General features: G+C 47.2%; 8 protein-coding genes. 2 read left to right on the top strand and 6 right to left on the bottom strand.

Translation table 11 applies throughout. The annotated features are described in order from the left end of the window. Nucleotides 1-89 precede the first annotated feature (89 nt). A complete protein-coding gene (locus tag WH43_RS19130; RefSeq protein ID WP_053426143.1) occupies nucleotides 90-2,387 on the bottom strand; it encodes an acyl-CoA dehydrogenase in 2,298 nt (765 codons plus the stop codon). A 19-nt stretch (nucleotides 2,388-2,406) separates the two neighbouring features. Then, the gene (gene psrA, locus WH43_RS19125) at nucleotides 2,407-3,060 is read right to left on the bottom strand and encodes a TetR family transcriptional repressor PsrA (protein WP_053426142.1); all 654 of its coding nucleotides are present in this window, start codon (nucleotides 3,058-3,060) and stop codon (nucleotides 2,407-2,409) included. Nucleotides 3,061-3,622: 562 nt separating this feature from the next. Between psrA and WH43_RS19120 the strand changes: the two genes are divergently transcribed. Next, nucleotides 3,623-6,232 carry a TonB-dependent receptor plug domain-containing protein gene (locus tag WH43_RS19120; RefSeq protein ID WP_053426141.1) on the top strand — a complete coding sequence of 870 codons (2,610 nt, stop codon included), beginning with the start codon at nucleotides 3,623-3,625 and terminating at the stop codon, nucleotides 6,230-6,232. Nucleotides 6,233-6,291: 59 nt separating this feature from the next. Here the strand turns inward: WH43_RS19120 and feoB are convergent, their stop codons facing one another. The 4 genes from feoB to ahr all read right to left on the bottom strand — a co-directional run bounded on the left by feoB (nucleotide 6,292) and on the right by ahr (nucleotide 11,091). Beyond that, the gene (gene feoB / locus WH43_RS19115; protein ID WP_053426140.1) at nucleotides 6,292-8,124 is read right to left on the bottom strand and encodes a ferrous iron transporter B; all 1,833 of its coding nucleotides are present in this window, start codon (nucleotides 8,122-8,124) and stop codon (nucleotides 6,292-6,294) included. 72 nt (nucleotides 8,125-8,196) lie between these two features. Continuing rightward, a complete protein-coding gene (locus tag WH43_RS19110; protein WP_286050023.1) occupies nucleotides 8,197-8,430 on the bottom strand; it encodes a FeoA family protein in 234 nt (77 codons plus the stop codon). Nucleotides 8,431-8,603: 173 nt separating this feature from the next. After that, a complete protein-coding gene (locus WH43_RS19105) occupies nucleotides 8,604-9,941 on the bottom strand; it encodes a DUF2252 family protein (protein WP_053426144.1) in 1,338 nt (445 codons plus the stop codon). 148 nt (nucleotides 9,942-10,089) lie between these two features. Then, nucleotides 10,090-11,091 carry an NADPH-dependent aldehyde reductase Ahr gene (gene ahr, locus WH43_RS19100; protein WP_053426139.1) on the bottom strand — a complete coding sequence of 334 codons (1,002 nt, stop codon included), beginning with the start codon at nucleotides 11,089-11,091 and terminating at the stop codon, nucleotides 10,090-10,092. A 243-nt stretch (nucleotides 11,092-11,334) separates the two neighbouring features. On the opposite strand from ahr, the gene rimO reads away from it, so the two are divergent. Next, on the top strand, nucleotides 11,335-12,735 hold the full coding sequence (gene rimO / locus WH43_RS19095) for a 30S ribosomal protein S12 methylthiotransferase RimO (protein WP_053426138.1): 1,401 nt from the start codon (nucleotides 11,335-11,337) through the stop codon (nucleotides 12,733-12,735). The last annotated feature ends 94 nt before the right edge of the window (nucleotides 12,736-12,829 follow it).

The following is a 12,829-nucleotide window of genomic DNA, read 5'->3' as shown; positions in this document are numbered from 1 at the left end:
TCCAGCAAATATGCGTACAAAAATAATGCCAGTCAGCTTAACTGACTGGCATTAGGCGTTCGCCTGGCTTTTTTCGTTTAAACAACAACTTACACAGCGTTGTCTGACAATACACCCGGCTTAAAGCTATCGACACTAATAGAGCTGAAACGTAATTCGTTCATTCGTACCAGTTGCTTGGCTTCATCTGCCGTTACGACATTGATATCCAAAGCTTTGGTAATCAGCTGATCCATAGGAATTTTGCGTGGCAATGAGCCTTGTTTTTGCGCGGCATAAATTTTCTTCATAATAGGCTGAGCATCATGCACTGCAACAAAAGCGGATTCCATTAAGCCTGTCGGGTCTTCATCACCTTCACCGATAAAACACAGGTGGGTTAAACGATCACGAATCACACCTGGTTTTAACAGCGCATCAGAAATATCCTGAGTCACCGCATCGGCCGGCATTTTGTAACCGATACCGAAAGGGAATACTAAAGTTTTTAATAAACGAGCGACCACCCGGCTTGGGAAGTTCTGGAAGAAACCAGAAAATGCTTTGCCAATTTCAAACAGGTTACGTTCGATAGAGTACCGCACGAAAGGTAAGTCAGCGACCTGACGACCATTATCTTCGTAAAACTTCAGCACCGCAGACGCGATATACAAATGGCTCAACACGTCACCCAAACGGGCAGACAGCATTTCTTTACGTTTTAAATCACCACCTAACATCAGCATGGAAAAATCAGCGCTTAACGCCAAAGCACGGCTCATACGGCTTAACTGCTTGTAGTATTTTGCAGTCTCACCAGACACTGGGCTTGAATTAAAGCGGCCCAGAGTTAAACCCTGCCACAGTGCGCCAAAGGTGTTACCTAAAGCAAAACCAATGTGCTTCATCAGCAAGCTATCGAATTGCTGTAAGCCTTCTTCGGCATTTGGATTCGCCGCAGCTTCCAATTCCTGCAATACGTACGGATGGCAACGGGTGGCTCCCTGACCAAAAATCATCAGGTTACGAGTCAGGATGTTGGCGCCTTCAACTGTAATAGAAACAGGCATCCCCATATAACCGTGTGCCAGATAGTTTTTCGGACCCACCTGAATAGCGCGGCCTGAATGAATATCAAAGGCATCGTTTAATAAAGTACGGGACATTTCTGTCATGTGATATTTAGCGATTGCAGTCACTACTGAAGGACTCAGCTTCAAATCGATAGCCCCGGCTGTCATAACCCGCATGGCTTCTAAGCTGTAGGTGTAGGCACCGATACGGCCCAAACTCTCCTGAACCCCTTCAAACTTACCAATGGCCATACCAAACTGCTGACGCACGTAAGAGTAGGCTCCTGTCATGCGAGTGGCTAAATGACCTGTGGCTGTAGCCAGAGCCGGCAGAGAGATACCACGGCCGGCGGATAAACATTCGACCAGCATACGCCAGCCGCGGCCAGCATAATCCGGTCCACCGATGATCCAGTCCAGTGGAATAAACACATCTTTACCGTAAGTGGTGCCGTTCATAAAGGCCATATTCATTGGAAAATGGCGATCACCAATCTGAACACCTTCATGGCTGGTCGGGATCAGTGCACAAGTGATACCCAGTTCAGTTTTTTCACCTAACAGGTTTTCCGGGTCATACAGCTTAAAAGCCAGACCTAATACAGTAGCCACAGGAGCCAGCGTGATATAGCGTTTGTCCCAGTTCAGGCGAATACCTAACACTTCTTTGCCTTCAAACTGGCCTTTGCAGATGACCCCAGTATCCGGGATACCACCAGCATCAGAACCCGCTTCCGGGCCTGTTAAAGCAAAACATGGTACTTCTTTACCCGCAGCTAAACCCGGCAACCAACGGTCTTTTTGCTCTTGAGTACCATAGTGCATCAAAAGCTCACCAGGGCCTAAAGAGTTAGGTACCATCACCGTTACTGCAGCAGTTAAGCTGCGAGTCGCGATACGGGATACGATAGTTGAGTTGGCAATGGCAGAGAACTCTCGACCACCATAGCTTTTTGGAATGATCATCGCAAAAAAGCCATTGTCCTTAATGTATTGCCAGACTTCAGGTGGTAAATCACGCTGTTCCTGCACAATTTTGTAGTCGTCCAGCATTTTCAGCAGGGTTTCTACTTCATTGTCCATAAAGGCTTGTTCTTCAACAGACAACTCCGCCTTTGGAATAGCATGCAGCTTTTTCCAATCCGGCTTGCCCTGAAATAAGTCACCGTCCCACCAGACGTCTCCTGCTTCCATGGCTTCACGTTCTGTATCAGACAGCGGAGGTAAAATTTTCTTAAAGATGCCAAACACTGGTTTGGTGATCAGGTTACGGCGAATGTCTGCTACACCGAGCACAACAATCAGCACAACCAACAGCAGGATCAAAATTGACATAAATACGTCCTTCCAGAGATTAGTGAGCTTGACTAGATAAAGTTAAAGGTGACGCTATACCCGCAGCTAAATAAGGAATAAGCCTGTGGATCACGCCTTCTATTTCTACATTTTCGTTAAAGTCTGCCGCTGCAATTTCCTGTAAAGCCTGATTAGACGCCATGGTAAACACCACAGTGCCCAGCGAAAAATGCAAGCGCCAGAAAATTTCACTGGCTGGTAAATCAGGGCAAGCCTGCTGCACCAGCAACACAAATTTATCCAGGGTACGACCATAGTGATGATTAAAAAACCAGCGCAAATGCCCCTGAACATCGGTATAACCACGACCCAGTAACTGTAAAAAGGTCCGGGTGCCGTGATGTTGTACTTTATTCAATTCCAGCAAAGGTTGAATAAACACAGACAACACCGCCGTTAAGTCATTTTGTTTTTGACTGGACAACAGCTGGCTGAACTCCTGATCTAAACGTGGCATCAGCACAGACAAATAACGCTGCAGCACCGACTGAATCAGCTCTTTTTTTGAACCAAAATGATAGTTCACCGCTGCCAGATTCACCTGCGCCAGACTGGTAATTTGCCGTAACGAGGTGTCAGCAAAACCTGTAGAGGCAAAAAGTTGCTCTGCTGCATCCAGAATTTTGTCTTGTGTTGTTGTTTTATTCACCATAACTCTGACTAAATTAAAACACTTGTTTGAAATGTACGTTTGAAAAAAAATACTGTCAAGTCAGCAAGAGAGAAAAAGGCCAATCTGGTCAGATGAGCGACGAATATCACATGCCATTTACAACAAAAACGTAAAAAAGAGACAAATTTTGCCCTTAAAAGGTGCAAAACCATGTCAGTGCAGATTGCTTAAAAAAAGCACTTGACATCACTAGCAGGATCAGACAATTTTGATTCATACCAATATCACTCAATAAATAGGAGAGCAAAATGCAACGTTGTGCTGCAAACCCAAACAGCTACTACTGCTCTACCTATTACCTCTCCGAGTGGTTCAATAATTAGAACAGCTTCTGCCATAGCCAGAAGTGTGTTCTGTTTGTCTGTATTTTAAAAACTACATCTGACATTACACCTATTTGCTCTCTGACAACATTTTTCAGGCCTTGACTCGTCTGATGGTTGTTGCTGCATCTTTTGCTGCGCTTCTCGCTTTGGCACGTCCTTTTTAAGTTCGAAAAAACAGATTGCCATCAGGCAACAACGACACCAGAGGAAACATCATGTCACAGCATAAAAAAATGAAGCTCAGTAAAGTAGGTATGGCCACACTGTTTGCCTTGTTTGGCTCACAACAGGTTTATGCACAACAGGTTTATGCACAACAGGCTGAAGCAACAGAGCAAGACGAAGCGACAATAGAAAAAATTGAAGTTACAGGCTCACGCCTCAAAGGCGTGGATATGGAAGGCGCAAACCCGCTGCAAATTTTCAGCCGGGACGATTTAGCGAAAAAAGGCTATGACAGCGTCAGTGCTTTTTTACGGGACCTGCCACAGGCCTCCAGTGCCGGTACATTTACAGAAAACGGTGGCGTAGCCGGCAATGACGGCACACCCGCAGGGGCAGCCGGCGTTAGCTTACGCGGTTTAGGTTCAAGTTCTACTTTAGTACTGGTCAATGGCCGCCGGGTTGCAGTGGATTCGTTTACTAACGGCTTTGATTCTTTTGTTAACGTCAATGCCATTCCGATGTCTGCATTGGAGCGTGTTGAAATTCTGACGGACGGTGCATCCTCTGTCTATGGTTCAGACGCAATAGCCGGCGTAATTAACTTCATCCTGCGCAAAGACTACGAGGGTCACGAACTTAGCGCCTCGTACGGTGACGATACGGCAAGCGGAGACTTCAGCAAGTACAATCTGACCTACACAGGTGGTTTTAGTACAGACAACAGCAATACCACGGTAGTGATCGACTACTTTGACAAAAACGCTTTGTTCAATACCGATCGCCCAATCGACGTCACTTTTACCTCCAGTACCCGCGTTAGTATAGATGGCAACGATTACGCTGAGCCTTGGTGTGGCAGTGCAACCAGCAACGGCGGGACTCGCTGTCGTTATGATTATGTCAGCGAACGTGCGATTCAGCCGGACAGCAAGGCCGTTGGTGCAACCATCAACCATACCTATCGTTTAGGGAATGAACGGGAGTTCTTTGCTGAAGCTATGCTGCAACAAAATACAGGCTCAGCGTACGATTCTGCCGCAGCTTTTGATGTGCGGGTTGATGGTGATGCCAGCTTTGTGCCTGCATGGGCACAGGCCATTGATGCTGAGGATGGTGACGTCAATCAAATCCGTATCCGCTCACGTTTTCCTGAGCGCCGTATTCAGGACTACGATAGTCAAAGCTACCGGTTATTAGCAGGTTTACGTGGCGAGTTAGGCGAGTGGTCATGGGAAACTGCAGCCACCTATGGCAAAACGGATAACGAAATTACCCATGTTTCAGGGTATATGGGTATTGATAAAGTGGCCGATGCACTGGCAGATAGCAGCTTTAATCCATTTAATTTAGGCCGCGATAATTCAGACTCGGTCATTGCTGGTTTACGTGAAATCGCGCCTCGGCTTGGTGAGTCTGACGTCTACTCTGTCGACTTTAATTTCTCTGGTACTTTATTTGCAGATATCAGCGCTGTATTTGGCGGTGAATTCCGTGGCGAGGAGATCTCGGATAATCCAGCAGAAGTGGCCCAAAGTGGCGGTATTTTTGCACTGGGTGCCAGTGACGCCGCTGCAGATCGGACTCAGTATGCGTTTTACAATGAGCTTAATATTCCGCTGACCGACAAACTCGATGCCATTGCTGCGTTACGCTATGACCACTACAGCGATTTTGGCGGCGACATCAATCCTAAATTATCTTTGCGTTACCGCCTGAGTGATGACCTCATTTTACGTAGCTCCTGGAGCACAGGTTTCCGTGCACCTTCGCTATCACAACTGGGTGCTGGTACTTCGTTAACAGCCAACTACATTGACTGTGGCGCAAATCAACCTTTCGATGCACTTTGTGGCGACTTTGGTGCCACTTCAGGTGAACTGGAATTTGACCAGGAAACCTTAGGTAATAAAAATCTGGACGCCGAGAGTTCAGAGGCGATCAATATTGGCGCGTCATGGAATCTGACAGAAGACTTACAGTTCACCATCGACTACTGGAAATACACTCACGAGGATATAGTCGATGTGGATGCTAATACCACCTTACGTGCTTGTGTCGCAGGCACAGCACCAGTGGTCAGCGACGAAGCTGATTTAAATGGCGAGTTTGGTTGTGTGATAGATGGCGGCAATGATTTAGTCTTCCTGCGCACCGGCTTCTTTAACGTCGGTAGTCAGGAAACCGATGGCGTTGACTTTAAACTGAACTATAAGCTGATAACCAGCAATGCCGGCGAATTCAAATTCAACCTGGCCGGTACCCGCACTTTGTCGTACGAGCGCCAGATCACGCAGGACAGCCCGGCTGAAGATTTATTGGGCAAACTCAGCGGAGCTTCAGAAATTGCCCGCCCTGAATTTGTTGCCGATGCGGGTACTGAATGGCGTCTTGAAAACTGGAATGCCAGTTTAGGCGCACATTACATCAGCTCCTTAGGCGATGGCGACTTTAAGTTTGATAACGAGACAGTGGACTCGTGGCTGACGTACAACGCCAGTCTGGGTTATGACATCAGCGCCAATCAAAGCCTGCTGCTGAGCATCCGCAACCTGACGGACAAAGAACCGCCTTACGCATCCTCACCTACTAACGGCTACGCCAGCTCAGTCCACGACTGGTTAGGCCGCAACTGGACCTTACGTTATTCAGTAAAATTCTAAGCTTTCTTCTACCTGGATGAAGTTGGGGCCTGAGTCTTCTCAGAGCCCCTTTTTTAGATTTACAGCAGTTGGGCGCACAACATGGCCAGCAGATAGGCCAAAGCGCCGTAGCCTATGACCAGACCAGTCACCAGTTTAGCGCTACCCGTCTCGGCTTTTAAGGTCGCCACTGTAGCAACGCATTGCAGCGCTACCACGTAAAATAGCAAAATACCCATACCAGCGCCAAAGGTTAAACCATCGGCCTGAATATTGGCGGCTAAACCAGCGATATTTTCATCAGCACCGTCGATACCAAACAAGGTGCCCAAAGCGCCAACAAAAACTTCACGCGCCAGGAAAGACATCAGAATAGCAACGCCATAACGCCAATCCAGGCCAAGCGGTGCAAACAGAGGCTCTATCCAATGACCAATCATACCCAGATAAGAGTCCTGTAAGCCACCCGCTCCTGTTGGGAAATAACCCAGAACCCAAATACCTAAAGACACCATAAAAATCACTGGTCCAGCGCGATAAACAAACTGCTTGGCGCTGTTGGTGACGCGGTGAATTAAAGGTTTCCAGTGAGGCAAACGATAAGTAGGCAACTCCAGAATAAAAGGCATATCCGACTTCGCGTCATCATTCAAACTGGAGCGTGACAACACCAGACTGACCACTAAGGCCGTGACAATACCAAAAAGGTATAAACCAAAAAAGGCCACGCCCTGCAGATTCACTAGTCCACCCAGATAGCGGGTATCAGGAATAAGCACAGCGACCAGCAGCGCATACACAGGTAAACGCGCTGAGCAGGACATCAACGGAATAGTCAGCATGGTGATCAAACGTTTACGCGGAGATTCAATAGTACGAGCCGCCATAATGGCTGGAATAGCACAGGCGTGAGCTGACAAATAGGGAATAAAACTGCGGCCTGACAAACCAAAGTAGCTCAATGGCTTGTGGCAAATCAGCGCCGCCCTTGCCAGATAACCACTGTCTTCTAACATACCGATAATCAGGGTCAACACCATAATTTGTGGCACAAATACTAAAAATGAGCCCAAACCGCCAAAAATCGCATCGTTCATGAAATCAGCCAGCATACCAGGGCCGGTTAAATCGGTGACAAAACTGGCGATACTGCCAATCAAACTTTCGACACCATCCATCAGAGGTGTGGCGAAGGTAAAAATGCTTTGAAATAACAAAAACATCACCAGTAAAAAGACGATACCACCGCTGAAGTTACTGAGCATAAAAGAGTCGATGGCATTCTGATTTTTCAGTACCACAGTCGACTGAATGCCGTATTTGGCTGCTAATAAACGGCTTTGTCTTACCTGCTCGCTAAAATCCAGCGCAGGCAACTCCGCTGTATCAGCGGCATTCACCTCAACGGCAACCTGTTCTGCATCGCGCAGCACAGCAGTTTTAAATTCGGCTATGCCTTCTAAGGTTTTGGCAGAAATCGCATAGACGGGCGCGCCTAAGTCTTTGCTAAGCTCTGCTACATCAATCTGGTGACCAAAACGTGCCACTTCATCAATCATATTCAGCGCAAACACCATAGGTTTGCCAAAGCGCTGTGCCATAGCCAGCATCTGCATGCCAAACATCAGGCTGCTTTGCAGCCGGGTGGCATCCAGATTACAGATAATTAATGCAGTCTGCTGGTCAAGCAACGCCTGATTGATTTTTTCGACAGCAATTTCTTCGTCTCGCGTCAGGGTGCTCATCGAATAAGCACCGGGGAAATCGATTAACTGATACTGATCAAACTTACCGGATTTCAGCTCGACAGTTACACCGGGAAAATTAGCCACTTTTTGGCGTAAGCCTGTTAATTGATTAAACAGTAAACTTTTACCGGAATTCGGCTTCCCAACCAAAATAATACGTTTCATATCAAAACCTGTGAATAAACTGGAACTCTCGACGGACCAGCCGGCGAGCCATGAAGGGCTTAACTGCGGGAGTTAAAGCGGTCTAACCTGAATTTTTCTGGCGATGTGCTGTTCCAGTGAATAGACACAATCGGCGATGGCTACCACCAGCGTGCCCTGAAACGGACCCCGTCTTAAACAAAGCACTGGATCGCCGCTGCCCAGCCCCATCTCACGCAATCTGCTGCTGACAGACAAATCGATGGCTGGGTCCAAGCTGGTCACCATGACGGTTTGACCGCCTGTAGCATCCCATAAAGTCATCATAAGTCGCTCCCCAAAGATAGCTTAATGCAAAGTATTCGCATTGTGACTTAACTCGACGCAGTTTACAACGAAAGACAAGCCGGATGAGAGGCAACAAGAGATGAATCAGAAGTTAACCAGATGCCAGCGCGGCGACATCAGGGCCACCACACCTTGTTTTCACCCCGAGATGGTCAGCTGGCTACTAATTCCGCCAATAACTGACAGTCCAGCTTTTGCAATTCTGCATAATCCACACAAGCCTGTACCAGTTCATCCATCACTTTAGGCAGATAGTTCACTACGGCTTGTTCAAAGCGGAATGAGCGTCTGTCGCCTCTGCTGTGTGCTAAGGCCAAAGTTCGTCCACAGGCCTCGGCATACTCGGCAAGTTCTTCGCCCGGCGCTTTTTCAGCAAAACAGACATCTTCCGGATCGACATCCACATTGGCGTGATGCAGCGAACGCACCAAATAATGAGCACCATTCCAGTAATGTTCATCCAACACCAGATCTGGCCGGCGTTGCATTAATCTCTGACAATCCACTGTTAAATGAGCCGCATTTAAACGGTTGACCGGACTTAAATCAGGGAAGAAGTACAAAGGTGCAGCGTCACGTTGTTGTTTGGCCTCGACCACATGGCACAGCGCTAAGTCTTGTTCTGAATGGATATGTTTTGGCCCAACCAACAAATAATAGCGCTGCATATTCAACGAGCCAGTGCCAGCACCCTGGCGGGTCACTATATCCAAAATATCGTCGCTGACATAAGGCCGGAAGCCAGACTCCACCTCGTTGTAGAGCTCAGATGGTAAGCGGATGAATTTCGCAGAGTCCTGTTTAAAGCAAAGAGGCCGGGCCGACAGGTCAACACTTTTGGCTAAGGTACTTTTACGTAAAAAGTCTTCACCTTTGGCTGAGCGTTTAATTGCTTTTTTTAACACAGGTTTAAGCACATGGTTTTTCGGAAAATCGTCCAGTACTGAATACCTTAATTCTGGCTCTTCCAAAATAGCCTGACATTGACCTGCATAGGCCAGCAAAAAGGCACGCACTGCTTGCACAGCATCTTTGGCAGACACCACCTGCAGTGTATCCAGCTCCAGCTTGTTGTCATTAGCATAACGTTGCTGCTTTAAACCCTGGCAGTACTCCGCAGCCAATAAAATACTGACGGCAAAACGACTCCAATCCCAAACCGCATGACCAACACAGGCATCGTCAAAATCGTTGGGGGCAAAAATCACTCTGTCCCCGGACGAGCCTTCTTCGGTAAAAAAACCGAAGTTGGATAAATGACAATCCCCTACCACTGTGGTCAGCGGGATTTTCGTGGTTAATAGCTCAGGCAACTTCAGTACTGAATTTTTGATATCCGCATAAAACAGCCCGGAACTGCCGCGTAAAAAGCGGAAGGGGTTTAATGCCATTTTCTGATGTTTGATCAGGGCAGGATCTACGCCTGGTGTAACTGAATCAGTGCGTTTGAATTCCTGTTGTAATTGCTGAATACGTGACTCTGGTTGCATAACACCCTCAATAAATTCTTGCATCTATTTATTGATAGTACGCTAGTCGGCACAAAAACAAGCGGTAGTTTTGTAACAAAGCACAACAACAGCCTGATATGAAGCAGCGAGCACTGAACAGTGCCCGCTGTAACTGACGTTGAAAAGGTTATCGTTCCAATACAATACGATAACGCGCTTTACCACTTTCTAAATGAGCTATGGCCTCATTGATCTGGTCAAACTTGAACATTTCCACCACAGGCTGGATCTTATGTTGTACAGCAAAATCCAGCATCTTTTTGATAGTCGCCGGACTACCAACAGGCGAACCTGAAACAGAGCGCTGTGCGCCAATCAGACTAAATACATTGATATCCAGAGGCTCTAAGGTGGCGCCAACAAAATGCAGCCGGCCTTTAGGTTTCAAAGTAGACAGGTATAAATTCCAGTCTAACTTCACATTGACAGTGGTTAAAATAAAGTCGAACCGCCCAGCGGCCGCAGCTATGGCATCCGCATCTCTGGAGTTAATACAGTGATGGGCGCCTAACTCTTTCGCTTCGACCGTTTTGCTCTCGCTGGAGGTAAAAGCCGTAACTTCACAACCAAAAGCCCGTAAAAACTGCAGCGCTATATGGCCTAAGCCACCTATACCCACCACCGCCACTTTATCAGTGGGCTTGATATCAAATTGCACCAGCGGGTTAAACACCGTAATACCACCACAAAACAGTGGACCAGCGGTTTTTGCATCCATTCCTTCGGGTAAAGCCACCACGCTGGCGGCGTTAGCCCGCACTTTATCAGCAAAACCACCATGACGGCCGACTATGGTGCCTTTTGCTGTAGCACATAAGTTATGATCGCCACTGCCGCAGCTGCTGCAGTGATGACAGTAATCCGAATGCCAGCCCAACCCAACCACCTGACCTGTTTTAAGGTGACTGACATCAGCACCTACAGCTGCGACGCGCCCTACAACCTCGTGGCCTGCGACCAGAGGGTAAGCCGACATCCCCCACTCGTTATTGATCATTGATAAATCGGAGTGACAGATACCACAGTAATCCACGTCAATTTCCACCTCCTGACGACCCAACGGGCCCGGATCATACTCAATCACCGACAGAGGTGAATGAGGTTTATGTGCAGCATAAGCTTTGATCATCAAGTGTTCTCCAATTAAACGAAAAGTAAATTACGCCAAGAGTATTAGCGAAGATCAGTCGATTGACACAGCTATCAGGTATATTTTTGCGGTTTTTAAGCGACTTTAATTGGATCCACTCCAGGATACGAAGATAAGCCCCTCTATTGAACATTTTTCATACAGCAAAGACTGTTTCTTCTAACTGATTCAGGTATAATCCGCGCACTTTTTTTTCCGGCCCTTTTACTTTGCAGGATTTACATGACAGTCGAAACCTTTGACCCATCACAAACCACCACACTGGAAACGCCAGTGAAAAGTCTGACCGCACAGGCACAAGCCAATGGCTCAGGCGCAAAAATTGGGTTTGTAAGCTTAGGTTGCCCAAAAAACCTAGTGGACTCAGAGCGCATCCTCACTCAGTTAAAAACTGAAGGTTATCAAATAGTCCCAAGCTATGATGATGCCGAACTTGTCATAGTCAACACCTGCGGTTTTATCGACAGCGCAGTGCAGGAATCCTTGGATACCATAGGCGAAGCGTTGGCCGAAAACGGCAAAGTGATAGTGACTGGCTGTTTGGGCGCGCGTGAAGATGAAATACGTGAAGTGCATCCTAATGTATTAGGCATCACTGGCCCACATGCTTATGAAAACGTATTAAAGCAGGTGCATGATTTTGTGCCTAAGCCAAAATACGATCCATTTATTCAGCTGGTACCGGATCACGGCATTAAGTTAACGCCCAAACATTACGCCTACTTAAAAATTTCTGAAGGCTGTAACCACCGTTGTACTTTCTGCATTATTCCTTCGATGCGTGGCGACTTGGTCAGCCGTCCTATTGGCGAAGTACTGGACGAAGCAGCACGACTGCAAAAAGCCGGTGTCAAAGAGCTGCTGATTATTTCTCAGGATACCAGCGCTTATGGTGTGGATGTAAAACACCGCACAGGCTTCTGGAACGGCCAGCCAGTCAAAACGTCGATGCAATCTTTATGTGAAGCATTAGCCGATTTAGGTATTTGGGTTCGCCTGCACTATGTTTATCCGTACCCGCATGTCGATGATGTGATCCCATTAATGGCGCAAGGTAAGTTATTGCCATACCTGGATATTCCATTCCAGCATGCCAGCCCACGTATTTTAAAACTGATGAAACGCCCAGGCCAGTCTGACCGCGTGCTGGAGCGCATCAAAAAATGGCGCGAAATTTGTCCTGAACTGACCATTCGCTCTACTTTTATCGTCGGTTTCCCAGGTGAAACTGAAGAAGAGTTCCAGGAATTATTAGACTGGTTAGAAGAAGCACAGCTCGACCGTGTTGGTTGCTTTAAATACAGTCCGGTCGAAGGTGCTAAAGCCAACGACTTGCCAGATCAAATTGCCGAAGAAGTGAAAGAAGAGCGCTATCACCGCTTTATGGAAACTCAGCAGCGTATCAGCGCCGCTCGTTTACAAAGCAAAATTGGCCGTACTATTAAAGTGTTAATTGATGAAGTGGATGACGAAGGCGCCATAGGCCGCAGCTTCGCAGATGCTCCTGAAATTGACGGCGCTGTGTATTTAAATGGTGAAACCTCATTAAAACCGGGCGATCTGGTGGATGTAGTGATTGAAGAAGCTGACGAATACGATTTATGGGGCAGCTTAGCCGAATAAGTACTTAAATAAATTGCTACGAAAGAAAAACGGCCTGTTGGCTAATGCCGATCAGATAAGCATTTTTCAGATCGGTTGACCGATCCAGTGGTTG

Origin of the sequence: Rheinheimera sp. KL1, assembly GCF_001275035.1 — a bacterium.
In the GTDB taxonomy this organism is placed as follows: Bacteria; Pseudomonadota; Gammaproteobacteria; order Enterobacterales; family Alteromonadaceae; genus Pararheinheimera; species Pararheinheimera tangshanensis.
This window is presented reverse-complemented; position numbering and strand designations above follow the sequence as displayed.